Annotated in this window: 20 protein-coding genes; 10 read left to right on the top strand and 10 right to left on the bottom strand. The window is 55.2% G+C overall.

Annotated features, from left to right (window positions below; genetic code table 11):
- The first annotated feature begins 115 nt into the window (after nt 1-115).
- Nucleotides 116-1,024 carry a helix-turn-helix transcriptional regulator gene (locus Dpoa569_RS08135; protein ID WP_042870978.1) on the top strand — a complete coding sequence of 303 codons (909 nt, stop codon included), beginning with the start codon at nt 116-118 and terminating at the stop codon, nt 1,022-1,024.
- Nucleotides 1,025-1,055: 31 nt separating this feature from the next.
- Here Dpoa569_RS08135 and Dpoa569_RS08130 read toward each other — a convergent pair whose 3' ends face one another.
- Nucleotides 1,056-3,413 (bottom strand): penicillin acylase family protein, encoded by a 2,358-nt coding sequence (locus tag Dpoa569_RS08130; RefSeq protein ID WP_042870980.1) that lies wholly within the window; start codon nt 3,411-3,413, stop codon nt 1,056-1,058.
- Between the two features lie 129 nt (nt 3,414-3,542).
- Between Dpoa569_RS08130 and Dpoa569_RS08125 the strand changes: the two genes are divergently transcribed.
- The gene (locus Dpoa569_RS08125) at nt 3,543-4,091 is read left to right on the top strand and encodes a GNAT family N-acetyltransferase (protein WP_042873947.1); all 549 of its coding nucleotides are present in this window, start codon (nt 3,543-3,545) and stop codon (nt 4,089-4,091) included.
- Nucleotides 4,092-4,364: 273 nt separating this feature from the next.
- Here Dpoa569_RS08125 and Dpoa569_RS08120 read toward each other — a convergent pair whose 3' ends face one another.
- The 9 genes from Dpoa569_RS08120 to pspA form a co-directional block, all read right to left on the bottom strand.
- Nucleotides 4,365-4,919, bottom strand: coding sequence for a GNAT family N-acetyltransferase (locus tag Dpoa569_RS08120; protein WP_201765196.1), 555 nt, complete (start codon nt 4,917-4,919; stop codon nt 4,365-4,367).
- Between the two features lie 152 nt (nt 4,920-5,071).
- The gene (gene tyrR, locus Dpoa569_RS08115) at nt 5,072-6,637 is read right to left on the bottom strand and encodes a transcriptional regulator TyrR (RefSeq protein ID WP_042870984.1); all 1,566 of its coding nucleotides are present in this window, start codon (nt 6,635-6,637) and stop codon (nt 5,072-5,074) included.
- A 119-nt stretch (nt 6,638-6,756) separates the two neighbouring features.
- Nucleotides 6,757-8,319: a M20/M25/M40 family metallo-hydrolase gene (locus Dpoa569_RS08110; RefSeq protein WP_042873948.1), complete on the bottom strand. Its 1,563-nt coding sequence runs from the start codon at nt 8,317-8,319 to the stop codon at nt 6,757-6,759.
- A gap of 212 nt (nt 8,320-8,531) precedes the next feature.
- Nucleotides 8,532-9,950: an MFS transporter gene (locus Dpoa569_RS08105; protein ID WP_227983157.1), complete on the bottom strand. Its 1,419-nt coding sequence runs from the start codon at nt 9,948-9,950 to the stop codon at nt 8,532-8,534.
- A 235-nt stretch (nt 9,951-10,185) separates the two neighbouring features.
- Nucleotides 10,186-11,253: a YcjF family protein gene (locus Dpoa569_RS08100; protein ID WP_042870988.1), complete on the bottom strand. Its 1,068-nt coding sequence runs from the start codon at nt 11,251-11,253 to the stop codon at nt 10,186-10,188.
- Entirely contained in the window at nt 11,250-12,665 is a 1,416-nt protein-coding gene (locus Dpoa569_RS08095) for a YcjX family GTP-binding protein (protein ID WP_042870990.1), read from the bottom strand. The genes Dpoa569_RS08100 and Dpoa569_RS08095 overlap by 4 nt, the downstream gene beginning before the upstream one ends.
- Before the next feature lie 139 nt (nt 12,666-12,804).
- On the bottom strand, nt 12,805-13,164 hold the full coding sequence (gene pspC / locus Dpoa569_RS08090; RefSeq protein ID WP_042870992.1) for an envelope stress response membrane protein PspC: 360 nt from the start codon (nt 13,162-13,164) through the stop codon (nt 12,805-12,807).
- Nucleotides 13,164-13,391 (bottom strand): envelope stress response membrane protein PspB, encoded by a 228-nt coding sequence (pspB, locus tag Dpoa569_RS08085; RefSeq protein ID WP_042870994.1) that lies wholly within the window; start codon nt 13,389-13,391, stop codon nt 13,164-13,166. The genes pspC and pspB overlap by 1 nt, the downstream gene beginning before the upstream one ends.
- 63 nt (nt 13,392-13,454) lie before the next feature.
- A complete protein-coding gene (gene pspA, locus Dpoa569_RS08080; RefSeq protein ID WP_042870997.1) occupies nt 13,455-14,120 on the bottom strand; it encodes a phage shock protein PspA in 666 nt (221 codons plus the stop codon).
- Nucleotides 14,121-14,339: 219 nt separating this feature from the next.
- On the opposite strand from pspA, the gene pspF reads away from it, so the two are divergent.
- The 8 genes from pspF (at nt 14,340) to Dpoa569_RS08040 (ending at nt 24,389) form a co-directional block, all read left to right on the top strand.
- A complete protein-coding gene (gene pspF / locus Dpoa569_RS08075; protein ID WP_042870999.1) occupies nt 14,340-15,347 on the top strand; it encodes a phage shock protein operon transcriptional activator in 1,008 nt (335 codons plus the stop codon).
- A 155-nt stretch (nt 15,348-15,502) separates the two neighbouring features.
- Entirely contained in the window at nt 15,503-17,203 is a 1,701-nt protein-coding gene (gene sapA / locus Dpoa569_RS08070; protein ID WP_042871002.1) for an ABC transporter substrate-binding protein SapA, read from the top strand.
- Complete coding sequence (gene sapB / locus Dpoa569_RS08065; RefSeq protein WP_042871004.1) at nt 17,200-18,165, top strand: putrescine export ABC transporter permease SapB; 966 nt, start codon at nt 17,200-17,202, stop codon at nt 18,163-18,165. The genes sapA and sapB overlap by 4 nt, the downstream gene beginning before the upstream one ends.
- On the top strand, nt 18,152-19,042 hold the full coding sequence (sapC, locus tag Dpoa569_RS08060) for a putrescine export ABC transporter permease SapC (RefSeq protein WP_042871005.1): 891 nt from the start codon (nt 18,152-18,154) through the stop codon (nt 19,040-19,042). The genes sapB and sapC overlap by 14 nt, the downstream gene beginning before the upstream one ends.
- A 15-nt stretch (nt 19,043-19,057) precedes the next feature.
- Nucleotides 19,058-20,050 carry a putrescine export ABC transporter ATP-binding protein SapD gene (sapD, locus tag Dpoa569_RS08055; protein ID WP_042871007.1) on the top strand — a complete coding sequence of 331 codons (993 nt, stop codon included), beginning with the start codon at nt 19,058-19,060 and terminating at the stop codon, nt 20,048-20,050.
- Nucleotides 20,050-20,865 (top strand): putrescine export ABC transporter ATP-binding protein SapF, encoded by an 816-nt coding sequence (gene sapF, locus Dpoa569_RS08050; protein ID WP_042871009.1) that lies wholly within the window; start codon nt 20,050-20,052, stop codon nt 20,863-20,865. Before sapD ends, sapF begins: the two co-directional genes overlap by 1 nt.
- 183 nt (nt 20,866-21,048) lie before the next feature.
- Nucleotides 21,049-21,840 carry an enoyl-ACP reductase FabI gene (fabI, locus tag Dpoa569_RS08045; protein ID WP_042871011.1) on the top strand — a complete coding sequence of 264 codons (792 nt, stop codon included), beginning with the start codon at nt 21,049-21,051 and terminating at the stop codon, nt 21,838-21,840.
- A gap of 239 nt (nt 21,841-22,079) precedes the next feature.
- A complete protein-coding gene (locus tag Dpoa569_RS08040; protein ID WP_042871013.1) occupies nt 22,080-24,389 on the top strand; it encodes an FdhF/YdeP family oxidoreductase in 2,310 nt (769 codons plus the stop codon).
- Nucleotides 24,390-24,442: the final 53 nt, after the last annotated feature.

Below are 24,442 nucleotides of genomic sequence, written 5' to 3'. Positions count from 1 at the left end.
TTAATTCTGTGAGGCAGTTAGCATTATCGATAATTTAAACGGGTACCAGTTCCTGTTTATCCTGGTATAAGAACTACCTGTTTGTGACTATTCAACGCCCCATCTGGAGGTTCTTATGGTTATGCCGCTACCCACGCCACCGGCTGACACCCACGTCACTACGCTACAACCGGATAACCGCAAACGCCTGGGCGCATTTCTGCGCGCACGACGTGAAAGTCTCGATCCGCTGCGACTGGGGCTATCGGTTCCTCGTAAGCGACGCACGCCAGGCCTGCGCCGCGAAGATGTCGCCCTACTGGCAGACGTGGGCATTACCTGGTACACCTGGCTGGAGCAAGGCCGGGAAATACGCGCATCCGCCAAAACACTGACCGCGATCGCCAACGCCCTGCAATTCAACGAAGCAGAAACCCGGCATCTGTTTATGTTGGCAGGATTGCCGTTTTCCCCCGCAGCACAAGCCAGTTGCGAAAAAATCAGCACGGACAGCCAACGTATTCTTGATCAGCTCAATCCGTTGCCAGCGGTGATCGTCAATGCCCGCTTCACCATACTGGGATTCAATCTCACCTGGTGTCAGTTACTGGATATCGATCTGAATCAGATAGCGCCGGAAGATCGTAACTGCATCTGGCTGGCGCTCACTCACCCCAACTGGCGGGAACGGCTGGTGGACCAACATGATCTGTTGCCCAATCTGGTGGCAATGTTCCGGGCGCAAATGACGGAACACGCAGGTGAACCACTGTGGGAAGCACAACTACAGCGCTACCTGAACGCCTCAGAGGAATTCCGCCAGTTGTGGTACCAGCGCTATGAAATTCAGGGAGTGGATGACAAAATCAAGCGTTTTCGCCATCCAACGCTGGGCATATTTACCTTACGCCAGATCAACTGGTGGAGTGCGTCTCGCAACGGCAACCGGATGCTGGTTTATATGCCTGCCAGCGATCAGGATACGGCGCAACTGGCGCTCCTCGCACAACTTCCGCCGCCCAATGGGATAAACCTGCCCGCCTAGATCACGTCATGACCGTGTCATCACGGATCTTTTAAGGTTGAGGAGCCGTAATCGGCTTCAGATCCAGCTTGCTGGCGCTGGCACCCGGTAACAACGGCGTTTGCTGTTCACTCATCCAACGACGATAGCCATCCAGCCACCAGGGACTAAGCGGATTACCGCTCTGCCCACCCGGCAGGCTCAGCGTGGCGTGGGCTTCATCACCCGGCGAGATGACCAGTCGCTCCGAAGCACCGAATGTCGGACGATTTACATGCGGCACATTATTATCTCCGCAAAGCGGTTGCGCCGGCACTTGCAACAGGCGTCCCACCAGCGGCAATGATGACGCCAGTGGGTGGGCAATACGGCTCTGATTAACATCACCCCAGTTACGGCTGCCCTCCCCATTATCCAGCCATACCGCTGTCAATTGCTGCAACGAGAACTGGCACCAGTCTTTGGCTGGCGCAGGCACCCACTGGCGAGCCTCACCACGCATCAACTGTTGCACCGTCATATCCCAGCGTGGGTTGGCCGCACGGTAACTGGCATTCGGCCATGCCTGCGACAGTTGTTGGTCCAGCGTGCCGAACAACCGCTGGTAGAGCGCATCACGCCAGCGGTTCAGTAATAAATACGCCGCTGAATCGGCTGCCGCCTGGCCATTCCATTGCTGTAATAGTGTTCTGATTGCTGTTTGATCCGCCTGCGTATCTGATGCAGAAGCATTCAGGCAGTCAAGTAACCTGTCGCGCCAGCTGGCGGCCAGCAGTGCGCGGTTATCCAGTTGGATACGATGCATTGCGGCAATATCCAGCTGGCTGACCTCACTCAGCGCCTGATGAATCGCCGACGCGCGCACGCCAGGGTCAGCGCCGCCATCCCCGATAATGTCTCCTTGTTCATTGAACAGCATCCGGTTGTTGGCGGTTACAATGACGCCTTGCGGTGGGTCGATCAACTCAGGATGAGATGCTGGCGGCAGCGCCGTAGCGCGCCAGCGTGCCTGCTGCACGTCCATCAGCGGGAACGTGTTCTGTACACCGGGCGTCAACCGATCCGGCAGTGCTCCGGCCAGCGTCCAGCCAATATGTCCGCGGCTGTCAGCCACCAGTAGATTTTGTACCGGCAGGCCGGCTCGCTGCCCAGCCGCCAACGCATCCGGCACTGTATAGGTTTCTGCCAGCGACATGAGCGACAGATCCAACGAATCAGGCAATTGTAATACCCAGTGCATCGCCATGCGTCCCTGCCTGGTTTCAACTACCGGCCCCCAGTCACTGGTTTGCACAGTCATGGGTTGTGGGTCGCCATGACTTACCGCCAGTATTTCCTGCACGGAATGCTGATTGCCCTCAGCCGTATCCAGTTTCACCCAATCAAAAGTGTCGGCATGGCTGTTGGTAAACCCCCAGGCGATATGCTCGTTGCTACCGCTGACGATGGCTGGCGCGCCAGGCAACGATAACCCCGTCAGGCGCAGCGTGCCGTCGTCAGCGGGATAAATCAGTTGAGCGCGATACCACACCGTCGGCAGATTCAACATGAGATGCATATCGTTCGCCAGTATTGCTCGTTCCGGCGTACGTACCAACCAGCCATTGCTGCCTTTAATTTGTGCTTCGACATGCGCTTGTTCTGCGACATGCGGGTTACCCCTGGCGAGCATACTCATTTGCTGACCCCACCACCTGGGCGGCTCTGCAGGCAACGTCGGCAAAGGGGGGAGTTGCCCTGCCAGCGGCGCATCCCACACACTGACATCCGGCAACAAAAAATCGGTCTGTTCAGGTGTGCTCTGGCTGGCAATCCAGCCGCGGGCATATTCGCGGCCAAACTGATTATCCTGTAGGTCAAAATACATTTCAGCAAGCACCAACAGAGTATCTTCTGGCAACCAGACTTGAGGATCAGCACGCAGCAACCAGTATTCGAATGGCCTGACTTTCAGGCTGTTTAACCCGGCATTGACGCCAGCGGCGTAACTACGCAGGATCTGCTGCTGATTGACAGGCAGTTCCGGCCAGCGGCGCGTCACCTGCTGACGCAACAAAAATAACCGATGCTGGCGGTCCAGCGGCAGCGCCGACTCCCCCACCAACGCCGCCAGTTCCCCTGCCGCGCTGCGCCTGAGCAGGTCCATCTGGAAAAAACGATCCTGCGCATGGACAAACCCCAGCGCAAACGCAGCAGAGAAACGGTCGGCAGCCCGAATGGTCGGGATACCGGCACCGTCTCGCTCTACCGTCACCGGCGTATGCAACCCCGGAACACGTAATTCACCATCCAACTGGGGCAAGCTCTGGCGTAACAGCATCCACACGAGAATAACCAATACCATCGCCAGCACAACACACAGCACCAGCCCGTCAACAGTTATCCTTAGCCAGCTGTTTATTAAACGCATGACCTAATCTCCCCTGCCTCTCCCACGTTATTTACCGGTGAATATTTAATGACGATAGCGTGAGGCAAAAAACTGTTGCATTATCATTTGTATCATCCTGTATCTGCCATCGTGGTGTTTGGAGGTGATATGTTCCCCTTGTTGACTGCCCGTCTAAGCCTGCGCCCGTTTATACCATCCGATGCCGCCGCACTGCTTGACGCGATACAGGAGTCGCTGGAAACCGTAGGCCGCTGGCTACCCTGGTGTGTGCCGCATTACGACCTGTCTATGACGCAGAGTTGGATAATGGGTTGCGAACAGCAACGCCGCGAAGGTTCAGCTTTTGATCTGGTGATCAACGACCGAAATACCGGGCACCTGCTCGGTTCTATTGCTATCAACAATATCAGCAAAGCCTACCGCCTCGGCAATGTTGGTTACTGGATTCGCCAGTCAGTACAGGGGCAAGGGCTGATCACTGAGGCCATGCGGGAAGTGGTGCCGTTCGGTTTCGGCACGCTGGGGTTGACCCGTCTGGAAATCATCGCCGCAGAAGAAAATCACGCCAGCCGTCAGGTCGCAGAAAAAGTGGGCGCACATTTCGAAGGGCTGCTGCGCAACCGGATTATTATTCATGACCAGCCGGTTACGGCAGCGTTATATTCGTTGATTCCGGGGGACGAGCTTATTAATTAATTTTTTTAGCGTGATGTGCTGCCAGATTTACTGCACTCGAATTATTTCGGGTATATCGTTCGCCTTATCCAGATACTGGCCGCTATTTTTAAATGGCAATAGATAAATACCGCTGCCAGAATCGGTTCGTTTTTTCTTCATTTTCTCTGAGGAGGCTATTTTGCTAAAATTCATTTAAAAATGATGACGGATTACTTTTATCTTTCACGCAAAAAACCTGTAACTTACACACCTTACCATGATGATTGGTATTGAAATAAATCATCGCTACGTTTAGCTTTTATCATAAAGCCTTCCCATCACGATGGTGTTATAATATTCACCATCAGAAAGTATTTTATCACTCCTCAACACACCTTCTATCTCAAACCCAAATTTTTTATATAAAGCAATCGCTGTCGTATTAGTTTCCAGAACATTCAGTGTTATTTTTTTTATTTTATTCTTATCAGCCCAGTCAATAGACTCCTTCAAAAGATTGCTTCCCACACCATATCCCCAGAACGCTTTAAGCACACAAACCCCAAACTCCACTTTATGCGAGAACCGTTTGAGGTTCACCCCTTCACACCGTGAAAAGCCAACAAGATGGTTATTCACGATAGCCACCAAAAATAAGTTTCTGGTACTTTCCGTATCTGCACGAATGAGTTTTTCAAATCCTGACTCGTCAATAAATCCCTCGCCAGATTCTCTGTCCAGATTTTCTGTTTCTCCATCAATCTTCAATCTTAATTGGGATAATACTTTCGCATCAGCTTCAACGGCTGATCTAATCGTATAGCGTAATCCCATCGCTACGTGTTCTTTATGACTAATAACCATCATCACCTCATGGCACGCAAAACAGCACCCAATACAATGCCATCGCCCTCCTGGCATCAAAAGGCACGGCTATCTTGCTTCATAGACACTTATCTTCATAACCGCGTTTTCAATAAAAAAGCGGATAGTACAGTCATCCGCTTTTTTATTCGTGATTACTCGTCCTCATCCCCGCCTTTGCGGCTACTCAGCCCATACTCGCGCAATTTGTTGGCGATGGCGGTGTGAGATACTCCGAGCCGTTTGGCCAATTTACGGGTGCTGGGGTAAGTCTGATAAAGGCGAGTTAATACCGAGCGTTCAAACCGCTTGCTGATATCGTCGAGCGAGCCGTCCAGTAAATCGTCATTCTGGGTAATGTCTGGTTGAAAGGCAGGCAGGTCGATATCTTTCAGCCGCAGTTCATCGCCTTCCAGTTGTGCCAGCGCCCGATAAATGGTGTTTTTTAACTGACGCACGTTGCCCGGCCAGCCGTATTGGGGCAAAAGATTACGCACCTCCTGCGCAATACGAGGATGCGCTATGCCCTGCTCATCGGCAAAACGGGCTACAAACAGTTCGACCAGCGGCATCACATCCGTCGGGCACTCGCGCAGCGGCGGCAGTTGCAGCGTCAACACATTCAGGCGGTAATAGAGATCTTCACGAAACAGACCACGCTGCACCAGATCCAGCATGTTCTTTTGGGTCGCGCAGATAACGCGCACATCTACGTGTACCTCGTGTTCCTCTCCTACCCGACGAAAGGTGCCATCGTTCAGGAAACGCAGCAGTTTGGTTTGCATCTGCGGCGACATTTCACCCACTTCATCCAACAGCACCGAGCCGCCATTGGCTTGCTCAAAAAAACCTTTCTTGCCTTCCAGCGCGTTGGGATAAGCACCCGGTGCATGGCCGTAAAGCTCGCTTTCCATTACATCATCCGGCAGTGCAGCGCAGTTGAGCGCCAGAAATGGTTTTTTACCGCGACTGCTGCGCAAGTGACAAGCGCGGGCCAGCATATCCTTGCCGGTGCCGGTTTCCCCCACCAGCAATAGCGGCGCATCCAGCATCGCCAGTTTGCGCGCCTGTTCCACCACCTGACGCATACGTGGGCTGACCGCGACAATATGGTCAAACTCATGTTCGGCGTTGACCGGCGTCTCCTGCAACTGGCGGCCCATGCGCGCCGCTGATTTCAGCGTCACCAACGCACCGGCAACAGCAGATTTGCCCTTATCATCTTCCAGATGAACTGGCGTCACTTCCTGCAGAAAATCCTGCCCACGGAGCACTACGCGACTCGTCTCCGGCTGGCCGCCCTGTTCCTGCCAGCGGGTAAAATGGTAGTTATTCAATAACTGGCTGACGTTAAGCCCATGGGCTTTTTCTGGCGTGAGGTCAAACAGGCTGAGCGCAGCAGCGTTAATCAGTTCCACTTTGCCTTTGAGATCAACCGACAGCACCGGCTCAGGCATGGATTCCAGCAATGCATGTAGCGAACGGTGCTCCCGCTCGGATGGCATGAACGCAATGGTTCGCACATCGCTAACGCCCGGAATACGGCGAATCTCCGTCATCAGTTCGCGGAACGTATCAAAACCGAGGGGCGTAAAATTGAGATAAATTCGACCAGCAGTATCAATTTCGATACCGCGCAGGTCGATATGCCGCAATACCAGCAAATCAAGCAGCTCACGAGTCAGACCAATTCGGTCTTCACAAAATACTTCCAGACGCATCAATAAAACCTTCATTCATCAGGTGCGGCAGGGACGAGAGTGGCATCATACTCTTTCACTGCCACCGGATGAAGTGGGGTGTCAGCAAAAGTTGACACCCCGGCGAGCGAATCGCGGATTTACTTCGCCTTTTCTTCCTCCGGGAATGGCGTAGTCAACATGGAAACCATAATGCGGATGCCTTCGATATAGTTACCGATACGCATATTTTCATCACTGCCGTACGCGTTGTTATCCGTATTCACCAGCGATATTACGGCAAACGCATTTTTCAGCGCCGCCAGTGCGCCATTGATCGGTGGTGAAACCCCCAGCATACGGTTTTTCTCCGGTTCCCCTTTGCCCGGCGCTTTCACGCCGTCTACCGCCCATTTCGCCAGTGGCGACTCCATCTGTGTACGCACCGCAAATGAACTGCCCGACGAGGTCATCATGCTCATTGATATCAACCGGGCATTATGATTGCGCTCCTGCAGTGAGGGCGAATCGGAGCGAATCACAAAGAAACCTTGAGCCGCCACGTATTTTTTCAGCAGGTCGTACAGATAATCGGGGGATGTTTCAGGAACGGTACGGATATTGATGCTGGCAGTGGCCGTTGAGGGTATGGCATACACCGCCTTGCGCCCGGTATCGCCCGCCCTCAATCCAATAACATCCAGCGATGGATATTGCACCGCTTCTACCGGATTGGGCGCCATTTTCTCCAGTTGGTATACCCCGTAGCGGCTTTCGATGGTACCCCGCGGCGGCGTCAGCAACGCCAGTTGCTTATGCTCGTCATCAGTCAGTTTGACCCGGTCATAGAAACCGGGCAACGTCACCCGTCCATCGGCATCTTTGAGTCCGGCCAGCAAGGTTGCCAGTTGCTGCACCGGATTGATGATGACATTGCCAAACGCGCCGCTGTGTGCCGCTGGATCAGGACCAAACACCGTCATATCGACCTGTATCGACCCACGATAGCCGAACGTGATCACCGGTTTGTTATTCGTGTTCACCGCCCCATTGAAGATCACCACGCCGTCATTCTTGAGTCGGGCGGCGTTTTGATTAACGACCGACGTCAAATGTGGCGACCCGCGCTCCTCTTCAGAATCAAGCAACACCTTGATATTTACCGTAGTCGCAGCTTTGGCGCTTTTAAGCGCATCCACCGCGGTCAGAAACACTGAGATCACGCCTTTTCCGTCCGATGCGGAACGCCCAAACACGCGCCATTCCGGGTCAAGCCCCGGCTGCATTAGCCGCTCGTTAGGTTGCGGCATCCAAATACCGCGCGAATCTTTGATTTTCAGCGTAGGTGTCCAGGGGTCGGAACTCCAGTCAGATTTACTCACCGACTGCCCATCGAAGTGCATCAAAAACAATATGGTCGGGCGGTTGGGTTGCATGGGTCCCAGTTCGGCGTACAGCATCGGATGTGCGCCATTAGCCAATTGCTGGGTGGTAAACCCCCGTTTCTGAAAAGCTTTATCCAGCCAATTGAGGTTGCGCTGAATATCCGCTGCCACATCGGTGTCGTTACTGAGCGTCAGCCCTTCAAGATATTCAGGAAAACTGGCCTTAGCGAAGCTCTGGGCGTCAGCAGGCGTCATAATCCACTGCTGCGCTTGCGCGGAGCCTGCTGCTACCAACGCGCCGAGCACACCGGCCAACAGCAATTTGTTGCCACGAAACATCATAAGTACCCTTCCAGCCAGAGGAAAAAAAGAATATCCATCTTCTGGTTATCGGCAATATCGCTCATCGCCTGAGCGATTCGCCCGCCGTGCTTATCCTGCTTATAGATAAGCACGCTTCGTGGCAACGTAATGCGGGCTATATCAAAACACAGTTGTTTTTAGGCTGTATTTTTATTGACTGATTGCCAAAACGGCGACTTTTCCGGTAATCAGATATTTTCCAGCCTGACTCCGCGGGTGCGCGGGCCGAATACACCAACCGTCACTACGACAGTCAACATGCTGATGATGATGAACGCCAACACGCCGCTGGTGTCATAATGCTGCAAAATCAACCCGATGATGATGCTGCTAAGTGCCGTGGACAGACGACTGAAGGCGTAACAAAAACCGACGCCGCGAGCGCGAATCGCCGTGGGGAAAATCTCGGTCTGGTAGGCATGGTAGCTAATGGTCAACCAGGCATTGGAGTAGGTGATCAGAAAACCGCAAACAATCAGCCACATCGGTTGTGTCTGAAAAGCAAACAACGTACCGCATATCACCGTCATTAATGATGACAGCACAATTTGCCATTTGTTTTCGAGTTTCCCCGCATACCAACTGCACGCCAGTGACCCTAGCGGATAAGCCAGCGTAATGAAAAAGGCGTACAGCAGGCTGTGAGTGACGGTTGCGCCCCTCCCTGCCAGCAATGCAGGCAGCCAGTTACCAAAACCGAAAAAGCCTATCGCCTGAAAGATATTCATGATAATCAACATCAGAGTACGACGTCGGTAACGCAACGACCAGATATCACTAAACCGACCGCGTGACGGATAAGGGTCCACCGCCTGTGGCGACAGCGCTTCGCCCGGCGGCATACCGCAGCGATGTTCCATGGCGATCATCACCCGCTCGGCTTCCTGATAACGTCCTTTCGACGCCAGCCAACGCGCCGACTCCATCAGATTACGGCGCAACAACCACACCACCAGCGAACACACCGCGCCAATAATCACCACATAGCGCCAGCCAGATAACCCCCACACTGTCTTCGACATCAGCCACCAGGACATGAGTGCGACCACTGGCACCGACAAAAACTGCATGAAGAACGCCAGCGCAAACGCCCGATTGCGCAAGTGGGTCGGCGTCCATTCAGACAGGTAAGTATCAATGGTTACCAGCTCCACCCCTAGCCCTATTCCCACCAGAAAGCGGCAGAGGATCACCCATTCCGCCTGGGTTTGGAACGCCATCAACAGCGAAAATGTGCCGTACCACGCCAGTGCAAACATAAACGCCGTGCGGCGCCCTAACCTATCCGCCTGTGGAGCCAGCAAACTGGCGCCGATAAACAGGCCGAAAAAAGTGACGGAGGCAAAAGTAGCCTGATCCGAAACCCCTAACAATCCCTCTTTCCCGGTATGAAAAATCTTCTCACCAATCAGGCCGGTGCTGATGTAGGCGGTCTGAAACAGATCATAAAGTTCAAAGAAACCGCCCAGCGACAGCAGGATAATGAAACGCCACAATCCCCATGACGAGGGTAGCGCATCAATACGTGTCGCCAGCACATGAAGCGGAAGCGGATGGTTGACAGCATAAACCGTCGGCGCACTGTGTGCAGTAAAGCTGGAGTCCATGGATTGCCTCTGATTTGATGATTAGGTTGTCATTTAGTAACGTTCCGGCAAACCATAGCTGCAATAATTATCATTTGTTACCTTTTATATATGAAATTATTTGCAAGATATTAAAATACCGGCAAGCAGTAACATTTCAATCAGCAGGTTTATCAAAATAATCGATAGGTTATCGCCATTATCAGCAAAATATCGATATATCTGGTTACATCAGGCACAACCTGTGGAGGAGCAGCTATGTTCTTTTTACCGATTGCTCTGCAAAGTCGGGTTGCGTTTTCACCCGGATTAGGCTAACCAGCTCACGCCGAAAGTCCCCCAACCGGGGTTTGTCGCCATCCAGCCACGGCAGCGGGCGGCACAGTTCCATCGCGCGAACCCCTAACCGTGCCGTCAATAAACCGGCACCCAGCCCTTGCGCCGCCCGTGCCGACAAACGTGCCGCCACATCCTGCGACATCCAGTCCATGCCGACTTCCCGCACCAGTTCGCTGGCACCAGCAAACGCCACATTCAGCAGCACCAGCCGGAACAGGCGAATACGACTAAAATAGCCTAGTTCGATGCCGTACAACCGTGCAATGCGGTTGACCAGCCGCAAGTTACGCCAGGCGATAAACGCCATATCCGCCAACGCCAACGGACTAACAGCAATCATTAGTGCCGACTCGGCGGCGGAACGGCTAATCTCACGGCGCGCCTGGGCATCCAGCACCGGTTGCACCAGATGCGCGTATAGTGCCATGACCTCCCGGTCATTATGGGTATCATGCAGTGATGCCTGCCAGCGTTTCAGTGCCGGATGCCCGGCCTCAAGCCCAGCCTGACGGGCCAGATGTTCACAAAAAGCACGGGCACGCCCCGTACCCTGGCTATTGAGCAATTCCCGCGCCCGATCACGCGCTTCTGCTCGCTGGCGTAACCGATACAACCTGCGCCATTCGACTACCAGCGATCCCACCCCAGCGCCAATAATCAGAATACCCGCTGCAACGCCACTGAGTGCAATCCAGTCCTGACTGACCCAGGCCTGATACAGCGAACGCCCACCTTGCGCCAGCGCGCTGGCACCCAACAGTGCCACACCCGCTCCCAGCATTCGACGCCACACGCTACGTCGTGGGCGCAGCGCATCGCTGACCAGTTGCTCAGCCCTTTCACCCTCGTCAGCTTCGACATCGGCTGTCGGCACAAAGTGTTGCTCGTCATTGCCGTCAAACGCCATCGATGGACGCAACGGCGCACAAACGGGCTCAAGCGGCGTATTATTAAAGGTAATGCGAGGTTTTAGCGGTTCGTTCATCGCAATTTGTCTCCCAGTAAAAACTCCATCACCGTATCCATACGAATATGCGGCAACGGCACATCCGCCTGCATGTCCAGCGGACGAAATTGTTCAAAACGGAACCCTTGCTGGCGCCAGAAGGCAGGGTCCGGCAACCGCGCCGGAACATCGCCGGGATACAAGGTAATCGGCTCGCCGTCCGTCAGCCGATTACCGCGCAAGGCGGGCAACGATTGCCCCTGATGCGATACCACGCCGCTCTGCGTCGCCTGCACAGAAGCAATACCCGCACAGTCGATCTCAATGCCTTCAAACGCCACATTGCGCCAGGCTTCCTGCACCAGTTGCTGCAACAGCGACACCAGATTGGCGTGCTGATCGGCAGTGATATGGTCAGACTGGCTGGCAGCGAACATCAGCCGGTCAATACAAGGCGAAAACAACCGGCGCAACAGGGTGCGCTTGCCGTAGTGAAAGCTCTGCATCAGTTGGGTCAACGCCAGCCGCATGTCGTTAAACGACTGTGCACCGTGGTTGAGTGAGCGCAAACAATCCACCAGAACGATTTGCCTGTCAAAACGCACAAAGTGCTGACGATAAAACTCACGCACCACATGCTGGCAGTAATAATCAAATCGCTGACGCAACATGCCAATCAGGGTGTGATCGCCGGCTTGCGCCAGCACGGCGTCCAGCCGTTCATCAGGGTAAGGCCAGGGAAAGAACTGCAACACCGGCGCACCGGCCAGATCGCCCGGTAAAACAAAGCGCCCCGGTTGAATAAAATGCAGCCCTTCTTGTTTACACCGCAACAGGTAGTCGGTGTATGCCTGGGTAATTGTCGCCAACCGGTTTTCATCCGCCGGCGCCAGCGGGTCCAACCCCTTGCATAGCGCCAGCCAGGGTTGCGCCCAGTGCAACCGGTCACCTTGTAACAGCGAGGTCATCTGTCGTGACCAGTCTAGGTAGCGCTGTTCCAGCAGCGGCAAGTCCAGCAGCCATTCGCCGGGATAATCGACAATTTCCAGATACAGCGTGGCGGCATCACGGAAGTGGCGCAGCAGGCTGTCGCGGGAACGGTAACGCAATGCCAGCCTGATTTCGCTCACGCCGCGCGTCGGCGTCGGCCAGGCCGGCGGCACGCCGTACAACGCGGCGATACCTTCGTCATAGGCAAAGCGCGCAATATCCAGATCCCGCTGAGGAATGCGACGCGCGCCCAACAACCGGTTTTCACGCGCCACCGAAAACAACGGCAATCGCGCACCGTGCTGAACATTCAGCAACTGATTGACCAATGAGGTAATAAAAGCCGTTTTACCGCTGCGGCTCAGACCAGTGACCGCCAGCCTCAGATGACGGTCAGCGCTACGATTAACCAGCGCACTCAACTCATTCTGTAACCGGCTAAGAGGAAGGGAATAAGTCATGACGCTCCTGTTCATTGTTCTGCCAATCGCCTTTGCAGACGATAACCGGATTATCGCGCAATCATCAAAAGCATGATGAACGGGATTCGATAGCGAACCCCGCCCTGAGAGACAGGCCAGCTCATGGCTGGCGGAGTGATTACAGTTGGCGGAACTTACTGCGCACGCCGTAGGTATCCGACGTGATATAGCGCTCAATGTCGCGCAACCGCTGTTCGCTGCCACGCAGTATCGCGTCGGCCTGATCCAACAGCGTGTGTGGCGAAACCTCATCATTAGCAGATTGATATTCCTCCGGCGACGCTGGCTCCAACACAAAACTGAGAATAACGTAGCCAACGACCGTAATCAGGAACAGGCCGAAGAAAATCGACAGGACAGCAATAAGGCGCACCAATTTGACCGGCACATCGAAATAGCGTGCCAGCCCGGCGCACACGCCCTTGATCATGCCCTCTTGCGGCAAGCGGTAAAGTTTTCGCTCAAAACGGGTGTTCATCAGGACTGCCTCCAATTGGGATGTTCTGCATCCAGAATCTGTTCCAGCGCCTCAATCCGATCACGCATACGCTGTGCGTCCTCCGTTAACCGAGCCAGCCGTTGCAATTCGGCCTGATCCCACTGCGGCGCACGGCGACGCTGGCTGTAATGCAACCACAGCCACAGCGGCGCGACAAACAGCAGAAACACCGTCAGCGGGATCATTGTCATTACCAGAGCACCCATTTTTTCTCCTTAATTATTATGGTAATGCAGCAAAGCTGCCGCAGTAACGGCAGCCAATGGCGGTTATTCCACCGGTTTTACTTTCGCTTTCAGCGCCGCCAGTTGCGCATCGATCTCATCACTGGTTTTCAACTCGGCAAACTGTTGCTCCAGCGATTTCTGTTTGCCCAGTCCCACACTTTCCGCTTCCGCCTCAAGCGTATCAATGCGGCGTTCAAACTGCTCAAAGCGAGCCATCGCTTCATCCAGTTTACCGCTGTCGAGCTGGCGACGGATATCGCGGGATGAACTGGCGGCTTGGTGACGCAGCGTCAGCGCCTGCTGGCGAGCACGGGTTTCGGTCAGCTTATTTTCCAGCTCACCGATTTCCCGTTTCAGGCGATCCAGCGTCTCTTCCACCGCCGTGACTTCCTGCTCCAGCACCGTCACCAGTTCCGTCAGCTTCTGTTTTTCCACTAACGCGGCACGAGCCAGTTCCTCACGCTCGCGTCGCAACGCCAGTTCCGCTTTTTCCTGCCACTCGTGCTGCTGTGCGCGGGCTTGCTCAATACGCCGAACCAGCTGTTTCTTTTCCGCCAGCGCACGGGCAGAGGTAGAACGTACTTCAACCAGTGTATCTTCCATTTCCTGAATCATCAGCCGCACCAATTTTTGCGGGTCTTCAGCTTTATCCAGCAACGCATTGATATTGGCATTTACGATGTCGGCAAAACGGGAAAAAATACCCATACTCTACTCCTCAGTGATTTCCGGCGTCTGCGACGCCCGGTTCGTTGTCTCCATCAGCCGTTGCCTGATGACGCCTTAACATAATCAAATACCGTGCCAGCTTTCGGAATAGTATTAATGCATTGATAAATAATAAATTTATCATTTGAATATACAGCTTGCGTCATCTTTGATATGGTCAAATTGACTAATAAGTAGTGAAAAATACATGGTGATATCATGGCACATGAACAAGAATCACTACTGGGGGAAGCCAATAGCTTTCTGGAAGTGTTGGAACAGGTATCGCAACTGGCGCAACTCAGCAAACCGGTACTGGTTATTGGCGAACGGGGCACCGGTAAGGAGCTGATTGCCAGCCGCCTGCATTACCTGTCGCCACGCTGGCAAGGGCCGTTTATTTCGCTCAACTGCGCCGCGCTGAATGAAAACCTGCTGGATTCAGAGCTATTCGGTCATGAAGCCGGCGCGTTTACCGGCGCACAGAAGCGCCACCTGGGGCGTTTTGAGCGCGCCGACGGCGGCACCTTGTTTCTGGACGAACTGGCCACGGCACCGATGCTGGTACAGGAAAAACTGTTACGGGTGATCGAATACGGCGTGCTGGAGCGCGTGGGCGGCGGGCAGCCGCTACAGGTGGATGTCCGACTGGTGTGCGCCACCAACGAAGACCTGCCCGCTCTGGCGGCGCAAGGCAAGTTCCGCGCCGACCTGCTTGACCGGCTGGCGTTCGATGTGGTGCACCTGCCGCCATTGCGCCAACGCCAGCAGGACATCATGCTGCTGGCGCAACATTTCGCAGTGCAGATGTGTCGGGAACTGGGGTTGTCACTGTTCCCCGGCTTTAGCCAGCAGGCAGAAAACACGCTGCTGGATTACGCCTGGCCGGGTAATATCCGCGAGCTAAAGAATGTGGTGGAGCGTTCGTTATACCGCCATGGTCGTACCAATGAACCGCTGGACAACATCATCCTTAATCCATTTAAGCCACTGGCCGCAGCCCCGTCTGTGAACGAACAGCCTGCGCTTTCTTCTGATGCCTTTAATGCCTTGCCACTCCTGCCATTGAAGCTACGCGACTGGCAGCACCATCAGGAGCGACAATTGGTCGAGCAGGCGCTCGCTCAGGCACAATTTAATCAGCGCAAAGCGGCCGGATTGCTGGCACTCACCTATCACCAGTTTCGCGGCTTGTTAAAGAAACATGCGATTGGCGTCAGCGAATAACCCTATACGCGACTTGTAGTTATATGAATGTACATAGACTAAAACCACCGGGATATGCAGTTTGTAGAAAAAACCGGCAGACAAACGTAAGAAATTGGGTGGAATGGCAGAGTGCGGTACACTCTGTGTATTGCCGATTGTCTGAAAAAAACCGTATGTCCGGAAAACACATTCTCATACTGGCGCTGGCCTGGTTGGCGCAGCCCGTTATGGCACAAACGCCGACCGTAAGCCCGATGCCGGCGCAAACCATCCGCCACAGCGGTTTTGTCTATTGCGTTAATGACGTGCTGAATACCTTCAATCCCCAGATGGCCCGCAGTGGGCTGATGGTGGATACGCTGGCCGCCCAACTCTATGATCGTCTGCTGGGCGTCGATCCATACACCTACCGGTTGATGCCGGAGCTGGCGCAACACTGGGACGTGACCGACAACGGCGCCACCTACCGCTTTACTCTGCGTCGTGACGTGCCATTCCAACAGACGGCCTGGTTTACCCCCAGCCGCATGATGAATGCCGACGATGTGTTATTCAGTTTCAAACGTATGCTGGATAAAAAGCACCGATTTCATGACGTCAACGGCGGCGAATACCCTTATTTCGACAGCCTGCAACTGGCGGATAACGTACAAAGTATTCGCAAACTGGGTGATTACAGCATCGAAATCCGCCTGCACAACCCCGATGCCTCATTTCTGTGGCATCTGGCCACCCACTATGCGCCGGTTCTGTCGGCGGAGTATGCCGAGCAACTGACCCGGCAGGACCGCCGTGAACTGCTTGACCGTCAACCGGTGGGCACCGGCCCTTACCGGCTGGATGAGTACCGTTATGGGCAATATGTACGGCTGAAACGCAACGATGATTACTGGCGTGGCCAACCGCGTATGGAACAAGTCGTGATAGACCTCGGCTCCGGCGGCACCGGTCGTCTGTCTAAACTGTTGACCGGCGAGTGCGACGTACTGGCTTATCCGGCCGCCAGCCAGCTAACCATTCTGCGCAATGACCCGCGCCTGCGGTTGTCGCTGCGTCCGGGGATGAACGTCGCTTATCTGGCGTTTAACGTGCGCAAACCGCCGCTGGACAACCCCAGTGTGCGCCACGCCATCGCGCTGGCTATCAACAATGATCGTCTGATGCAGTCGATTTACTACGGCACCGCAGAAACCGCCGCCTCGATACTGCCGCGCGCCTCCTGGGCCTACGACAACGAAGCGCAAGTCACCGAATACAACCCGGATAAAGCGCGGCAGTTACTGAAAGAACTGGGAATTCGCGGCTTGCAATTGCAGCTGTGGGTGCCAGGCGCATCTCAATCCTACAACCCCAGCCCGGTCAAAACCGCCGAGTTGATTCAGGCCGACCTGGCGCAGGTGGGCATTCGGGTCACCATCATGCCGGTGGAAGGTCGTTTTCAGGAAGCGCGCCTGATGGCGATGAACCACGACCTGACGCTCGCCGGTTGGGCTACCGACAGTAACGACCCGGACAGCGTATTCCGGCCACTGTTGAGTTGCGCCGCTATCCGCTCCCAGACTAACTATGCCCACTGGTGTGACCCCGATTTCGACCAGGTGCTACAGGAAGCGCTCTCTTCTCAACAACTGTCCCGACGTATGGAATACTACCGGGTGGCACACCACATTCTGTCTGAACAGTTGCCGCTGCTGCCGCTGGCTTCATCGTTACGGATGCAGGCCTATCGCTACGACATAAAAGGGCTGGTGCTTAGCCCGTTCGGTAATTCTTCCTTCGCCGGCGTCTATCGTGATGATGGTCATCAGGAAAAACCGGATAACCTCACGGTTGATCCGTCTTCCAACGCGCCGATCCAGGGAGAACAACCGTGATTATCTTTACCCTTCGCCGCTTGTTATTGTTACTGGTCACGCTGTTTCTGCTCTCGCTGATAGGCTTTAGCCTGATGTATTACACCCCGCACGCGCCGCTCAATGGCGCGGCGTTCCTGGACGCCTATCGCTTTTATTTTGTTAGCCTGTTGCAGGGTGACTTTGGCGTCTCCAGTACCAACGGACAACCAATTAGCGAACAGTTGCGAGATGTGCTGCCCGCCACCATCGAACTTTGCCTGCTGGCGTTTTCGCTGTCGCTGCTGGTGGGCATCCCGCTCGGCATCACCACCGGCGTACTGCAACATAAAGCCGCTGATCGGATTATCAGCGCACTGGCGTTGCTGGGCTTTTCGTTGCCGGTGTTTTGGCTGGCGTTGCTGATGACGTTATTCTTTTCGCTGCACCTGGGCTGGTTGCCGGTTTCAGGCCGTTTCGATCTACTTTACCCGGTGCCGCCGGTGACGGGGTTCGCGCTGATAGACGCCTGGCTGTCCCACTCGCCTTACCGGGAAGAGATGATCGCCAGTGCCATACAGCACCTGATTTTACCGGTATTGGTGCTATCAGTCGGGCCGACGACCGAAGTGATCCGACTGATGCGCATCAGCACCACCGATATCGGCACACAGAATTACATCAAAGCGGCAATTATCCGCGGGCTGTCGCGTTCCACCGTGATTCGTCGCCACCTGCTGCATAACGCACTGCCGCCGATCATTCCACAACTGGGGTTGCAGTTTTCCACCATGCTGACGCTGGAGATGATCACCGAAGTGGTGTTTAACTGGCCGGGCATTGGCCGCTGGCTGGTCAATGCCATCCGTCAGCAGGATTTCGCGGCGATTTCCGCCGGCGTGATGGTGGTCGGCGCGCTGGTGATCACCATTAACGTGTTGTCTGATATCTGGGGCGCCATGGCAAACCCGCTGAAACATAAGGAATGGTATGCACTCCGATAACATCTATGGTGAGAAAGCCCTCCCCAGCCGCTGGAGCGATAGCTGGAATGTGTTCCGTCAGGACCGCATGGCGATGGTCGGTTTCTATGGCTTTCTGCTCCTGTTGGGGTTATGCCTGTTTGGCAACACGCTGGCACCCTACGCGTTGGACCAACAGTTTCTTGGTTATCAGTTGCTGCCGCCGTCCTGGTCACGCTATGGCGAAGTGTCGTTTTTTCTCGGCACCGATGATCTGGGGCGCGACCTGTTGAGCCGCTTGCTGAGCGGCACCGCCCCGACATTCGGCTCGGCGCTGCTGGTTACCCTGGCCGCGACGCTGGTCGGTATTTTGCTGGGGCTGCTGGCCGGGGTCACCCATGGCCTGCGTTCCGCCGTTTTGAACCACATTCTTGACCCGTTGCTGTCAATTCCTTCGCTGCTGTTGGCAATGGTGGTGATCGCCTTTATCGGCCCACAGTTGTCGCACGCCATGCTGGCGGTGTGGATGGCGCTGCTGCCACGCATGGTGCATACCATCTATACCGCGGTGCACGACGAACTGGAAAAAGAGTACGTCACCGCTGCCCGGCTGGACGGCGCCTCCACGCTCTACATTGTCTGGTATGCCGTGGTACCCAATATTTTGCCGGTGCTGGTCAGCGAGATCACCCGCGCGCTCTCCATCGCCATTCTGGACATCGCCGCGCTAGGCTTTCTTAATCTGGGTGCGCAATTGCCTACCACCGAATGGGGCGTGCTGCTGGGAAATTCGCTGGAACTGGTGTACGCCGCCCCCTGGACGGTCATGCTGCCCGGTACAGCCATCACGGTCAGCGTACTGATCGTCAATCTGCTGGGAGATGGCATCCGCCGCGCCCTGCTCGCTCAAACCGAATAGTGATGAAACAACACCATGGCATTACTGGAAATTCGTAATCTGACCATTGAATTCCTCACGCCGGACGGCCCGGTGAAAGCGGTGGATCGCGTCAGCATCAGCCTTAACGAGGGCGAGATTCGCGGGCTGGTGGGAGAGTCAGGCTCCGGCAAGAGCCTGATCGCCAAGGCTATCTGCGGCACCAATAAAGAAAACTGGCGCATCACCGCCGACCGCTTCCGCTTTGACGATGTGGATATGCTACAGCTCACGCCCCCCCAGCGCCGCAAACTGGTGCGGCACAACATGTCGATGATCTTTCAGGAACCGCAGTCCTGTCTGGACCCTTCGGCACGCGTTGGTCGTCAGTTGATCCAATCCATCCCCGGTTGGACCTACAAAGGCCGCTGGTGGCAACGTTTCAACTGGCGCAAACGCCGCGCCATCGAACTGCTGCACCGCGTCGGCATTAAGGATCATAAAGACATTATGCGCAGCTACCCCTACGAATTAACCGAGGGGGAATGCCAGAAGGTGATGATCGCTATTGCGCTCGCCAACCAACCCCGGCTGCTGATTGCCGACGAACCGACCAACGCGATGGAAGCCACCACGCAGGCACAAATTTTCCGCCTGCTTTCCCGGCTCAATCAGAACAACAACACCACGATTTTGCTGATCAGTCACGATTTGCAAACCATGAGCAAATGGGCGGACCGCATCAACGTGCTGTATTGCGGCCAGACGGTGGAAAGCGCCGTCAGCGATGAATTGATCAGCGCACCGCATCACCCTTACACCCAGGCGCTGATCCGCGCCATGCCGGATTTTGGCCGCTCGCTGCCGCACAAAAGCCGTCTTAACGCGCTGCCGGGGGCGATTCCGTCGCTGGCACACTTACCGGTAGGATGCAGGCTGGGACCACGTTGCCCCTATTCACAAAAACAGTGCATGGCGGCGCCGCCGCTCATCCCAGTGAGAAACCACTGGTACGCCTGCCACTTCCCACTCAACATGGAGGAATCCTGATGGTGGAAACCCTGCTGGAAGCCCGTAATCTCACCAAAACGTTCCGCTACCGTACCGGTTGGTTTCGCCGCCAGCATGTCGAAGCGGTGAAATCGGTGAGCTTTACGCTGCGGGAACGGCAAACGTTGGCGATCATCGGTGAAAACGGTTCGGGCAAATCCACGCTGGCCAAGATGCTGACCGGTGTGATTCCCCCCACGTCCGGCGAACTGGTGATCGACGACCATCCGCTGACTTTCGGTGATTATCACTACCGGAGTCAGCGCGTTCGTATGATCTTTCAGGACTCTGCCAATTCGCTCAACCCGCGCCAGCGCATTGGTCAATTACTGGAATTACCGCTGCGACTCAATACCGATCTAACGCCGCAACAACGGGAAAAAGCGATTAATCTGGCGTTACGCCAGGTTGGCCTGCGTGCCGATCACGCCACCTATTACCCGCACGCACTGGCACCGGGGCAGAAGCAACGTATTGGACTGGCGCGCGCACTGATTCTGCAACCCAAAGTGATCGTGGCAGATGAAGTGCTGGCATCGCTGGACATGTCGGTACGGTCGCAGATCATCAATCTGATGCTGGAATTGCAGGAAAAACACGGCATCTCCTATATTTATGTCACCCAGCATCTGGGCATGATGAAACACATCAGCGACCAGATTTTGGTGATGCAGGCTGGCGAAGTCGTCGAACGCGGTAGTACTGCCGATGTGCTGGCGTCTCCGCTGCACGACCTGACCAAACGCCTGATCGCCAGTCACTTTGGCGAAGCGCTGAGCGCCGATGCCTGGCGACGCGACAACGGCCACACCTGATTTTTCGAAATAGACCACAACAGGTGATGACACGGCACAATAGCACAAAGCGCCGCTTAGTGGTTGGAGTACCCCTGGGGGCACCATACATGCTAGAATCGCCCAGTTTATTCACATCGATCATGGTAAATAATTATTTTTATTGACAATGATCGCAGTAACAATGATCACAAGGATACTGCCATGGGTTTTCTTAACGGTAAGCGCATTCTGGTAACGGGCGTTGCCAGCAACCGCTCCATTGCATACGGTATCGCACAGGCAATGCATCGTGAAGGTGCAGAACTGGCGTTCACCTACCAGAACGACAAGCTGAAGCCGCGTGTGGATGAGTTTGCCAAAGAGTTTGGTTCGAGCATCGTGTTACCCTGTGATGTGGCAGAAGATGCCAGCATTGACGCACTGTTCGCAGAACTGGCAAAAGTCTGGCCTAAATTTGATGGTTTCGTGCATTCCATCGCTTACGCACCGGGCGACCAGTTGGATGGCGACTACGTCAATGCCGTCACCCGCGAAGGTTTCTCCATCGCTCACGACATCAGCGCCTACAGCTTTGTGGCGATGGCAAAAGCCTGCCGCGCCATGCTGAACCCGAATTCCGGCCTGATCACCCTGTCCTATCTGGGTGCTGAGCGCGCCATTCCGAACTATAACGTCATGGGCCTGGCTAAAGCCTCGCTGGAAGCTAACGTGCGTTACATGGCCAACGCCTTGGGTCGTGACGGCATACGCGTCAACGCGGTTTCTGCGGGTCCGATCCGCACGTTGGCTGCTTCCGGCATCAAAAACTTCAAGAAGATGCTGTCTCACTGCGAAGCGGTCACCCCGATCCGCCGCGTGGTCACCATTGAAGACGTGGGCAATGCCGCCGCGTTCATGTGTTCCGACCTGGCTGCCGGTATTTCCGGCGAAATCCTGCACGTTGACGGCGGCTTCAACATCGCCGCGATGAACGAGCTGGAACTGGACGATTAATCTCGTCGCGCTGTGCCGGGCGGTTGTCCGGCACAGGGTTTCAGCCATTCGCATCCCTCATCATCCCTGCCTGCTTCTCTTTCCCTGTTGTTACCTTTTCGGATTTCGTTATTGCTTTTCTGGTTATGCCTTTGCTGGCTAGTGCTTTCCTGATTTGCTGCATTTACACTCTTACTTAGCAAGTAAAGATTTAAAAAAATTTTTACATACCTAAAACATCATCACCTGCGCAATCAATCATGAAATTTAAATCCACGATTAAGCCATATCGCGCCGCTGCAGGCGGTTGGGGTTCTCTCAAAGCCACCACGCGTTTTGTACTGGACAGCAAACAAGCGCTGAAAAATATCCGCAATTTGATGCGAGTCAACAAAAGTAAAGGATTCGACTGCCCCGGTTGTGCCTGGGGAGACGACAACAGCAGCACCTTTAGTTTTTGTGAAAACGGCGCCAAGGCAGTCAGTTGGGAAGCGACCCGCAAAGCCGCCGGGCCGGACTTTTTCGCCGGGCACAGCGTCAGCACATTACGCCGCCAGAGCGACTATTTTCTTGAATATCAGGGTCGGCTGACGCATCCACTGCGTTACGATCATCACAGCGACCACTATGTGCCAGTTAGCTGGAATGAAGCGTTCGCGCTGATCGCCCGTCATATTCATGCACTGGACCATCCGGATCAGATGGCGCTTTATACCTCTGGCCGAACCAGTAACGAAGCGTCTTACCTGTATCAACTGTTCGGGCGTATGGTCGGCACCAACAATTTCCCCGACTGCTCCAACATGTGCCATGAAGCCAGCGGCACCGGGCTAAAACAGAGTATCGGTGTTGGTAAAGGCACCGTGCGATTACAGGATTTCGAACATGCCGACGCGATTTTCGTGTTCGGCCAGAATCCCGGCACCAACCACCCCCGCATGTTGCACAGCCTGCGCCATGCGGCTGATCGCGGCGCGCATATCGTGGCGTTTAACACCTTGCGCGAGCGTGGTCTGGAACGTTTTGCTAACCCGCAAAATCCGCTGGAACTGCTGACGCCGCTGTCCGGAGCCATCAGTGAAACCTACCTGCAACCCCATCTGGGCGGCGACATGGCAGCAGTACGCGGCATGGTGAAAGCCTTGCTGGAAACCCATCGCCAGCGGCTGGCGGTGGGCGAAGCCGGATTGTTCGATCAAACGTTCATCAACCAGCATACCGATGGCGTAGCGGCGTATCTGCAACAGGTGGATGCCACTTCATGGGATAACATCGTGCAGCAATCCGGGCTGAGCGAAGCGCAACTTCGCTACGTCGCCAGTATTTACCAGCGTTCTGAACGGGTTATCTGCACCTGGGCGATGGGGATCACCCAGCATCGGCATTCGGTGGCAACAGTGCGGGAAATCGTCAACCTGCAACTGCTGTTCGGCCAGCTAGGCAAACCGGGAGCGGGTCTGTGCCCGGTGCGGGGCCATAGTAATGTGCAGGGTAACCGCACCATGGGGATTGATGAGAAACCGTCTGACGCACTGCTCGATAGTCTGGCACGTCACTTCGGTTTTACTCCGCCGCGCAGCTACGGCCACAACACCGTACAGGCGCTGGAGGCGATGCTGCGCGACGAAGTACGGGTATTGATTGCCCTGGGCGGCAACCTGGCCGCCGCCGCGCCGGATACCGAACGCACCACACAGGCTCTCAGCCGCTGCGGCCTGGCGGTGCATATCAGCACCAAGCTCAACCGCAGCCACCTGATTACCGCGCAGCGCGATACATTGATTCTGCCGACACTGGGCCGCACCGAGCAGGATATGCAGGCCAGCGGCCCACAGTTTGTCACCGTCGAAGATTCATTCAGCATGGTACACGCCTCAGAAGGCATCAGCCCGCCGTTGTCGGATCAACAACGCTCGGAAACCGCCATCGTAGCGGGAATTGCCCACGCGGTGCTGGGGCGCGATCATCTCGACTGGCTGGCGCTGGCAGCCGACTATAATCTGATCCGCGATCACATCGCCGCCACCCTGCCGGGTTTCGCCGATTTCAACCAACGTTGTGCGGAACCGGGCGGTTTCTGGCTCGGCAACGCAGCGGCAGCGTACCGTTTCAATACCGCTACCGGTAAAGCCGCTTTCAGCGCTGCGCCGTTGCCGGATAGCGTAGTACCGGTTTACGGCGATGCGCCCGCGCCGTTCACGCTGCAAACATTGCGTTCCCACGACCAGTACAACACCACGATTTATGGGCTGGATGACCGCTACCGTGGCGTGTACGGCCAGCGCGACGTGCTGTTTATGCACCCGGAAGACATTGCCGCGCTCGGATTACAGGACGGCGACCGGGTGGATATCGAAACCCTGTGGCATGACCATATCGAGCGAAAAGTCACCGGTTTCCGGCTGGTGAGCTACGATATCCCACGCGGCAATCTGGCAGCCTACTACCCGGAAACCAATCCGCTGGTGCCACTGTCCAGCTATGGCGAAAGCACGTTCACGCCAACATCCAAATCGGTGCCGGTACGCGTCACCCCCAGTGACGCCACAGCGCTGCAACGTATTGCCTGATACGTTAGCCGGGCGGGTTCTTTGCGCGCCCGGCTTAATCCATCATCCTATCC

Source organism: Dickeya poaceiphila (assembly GCF_007858975.2).
Lineage (GTDB): Bacteria > Pseudomonadota > Gammaproteobacteria > Enterobacterales > Enterobacteriaceae > Dickeya > Dickeya poaceiphila.
Note: the sequence above shows the minus strand (reverse complement) of the source record. Positions and strands in the feature narration are given on the sequence as shown.

Coding starts and splice junctions, on each gene's coding strand:
- Dpoa569_RS08135 (WP_042870978.1), top strand. CDS start 116: ATGGTTATGCCGCTACCCACGCCACCGGCTGACACCCACGTCACTACG.
- Dpoa569_RS08130 (WP_042870980.1), bottom strand. CDS start 3,413: ATGCGTTTAATAAACAGCTGGCTAAGGATAACTGTTGACGGGCTGGTG.
- Dpoa569_RS08125 (WP_042873947.1), top strand. CDS start 3,543: ATGTTCCCCTTGTTGACTGCCCGTCTAAGCCTGCGCCCGTTTATACCA.
- Dpoa569_RS08120 (WP_201765196.1), bottom strand. CDS start 4,919: ATGATGGTTATTAGTCATAAAGAACACGTAGCGATGGGATTACGCTAT.
- tyrR (WP_042870984.1), bottom strand. CDS start 6,637: ATGCGTCTGGAAGTATTTTGTGAAGACCGAATTGGTCTGACTCGTGAG.
- Dpoa569_RS08110 (WP_042873948.1), bottom strand. CDS start 8,319: ATGTTTCGTGGCAACAAATTGCTGTTGGCCGGTGTGCTCGGCGCGTTG.
- Dpoa569_RS08105 (WP_227983157.1), bottom strand. CDS start 9,950: ATGGACTCCAGCTTTACTGCACACAGTGCGCCGACGGTTTATGCTGTC.
- Dpoa569_RS08100 (WP_042870988.1), bottom strand. CDS start 11,253: ATGAACGAACCGCTAAAACCTCGCATTACCTTTAATAATACGCCGCTT.
- Dpoa569_RS08095 (WP_042870990.1), bottom strand. CDS start 12,665: ATGACTTATTCCCTTCCTCTTAGCCGGTTACAGAATGAGTTGAGTGCG.
- pspC (WP_042870992.1), bottom strand. CDS start 13,164: ATGAACACCCGTTTTGAGCGAAAACTTTACCGCTTGCCGCAAGAGGGC.
- pspB (WP_042870994.1), bottom strand. CDS start 13,391: ATGGGTGCTCTGGTAATGACAATGATCCCGCTGACGGTGTTTCTGCTG.
- pspA (WP_042870997.1), bottom strand. CDS start 14,120: ATGGGTATTTTTTCCCGTTTTGCCGACATCGTAAATGCCAATATCAAT.
- pspF (WP_042870999.1), top strand. CDS start 14,340: ATGGCACATGAACAAGAATCACTACTGGGGGAAGCCAATAGCTTTCTG.
- sapA (WP_042871002.1), top strand. CDS start 15,503: ATGTCCGGAAAACACATTCTCATACTGGCGCTGGCCTGGTTGGCGCAG.
- sapC (WP_042871005.1), top strand. CDS start 18,152: ATGCACTCCGATAACATCTATGGTGAGAAAGCCCTCCCCAGCCGCTGG.
- sapD (WP_042871007.1), top strand. CDS start 19,058: ATGGCATTACTGGAAATTCGTAATCTGACCATTGAATTCCTCACGCCG.
- sapF (WP_042871009.1), top strand. CDS start 20,050: ATGGTGGAAACCCTGCTGGAAGCCCGTAATCTCACCAAAACGTTCCGC.
- fabI (WP_042871011.1), top strand. CDS start 21,049: ATGGGTTTTCTTAACGGTAAGCGCATTCTGGTAACGGGCGTTGCCAGC.
- Dpoa569_RS08040 (WP_042871013.1), top strand. CDS start 22,080: ATGAAATTTAAATCCACGATTAAGCCATATCGCGCCGCTGCAGGCGGT.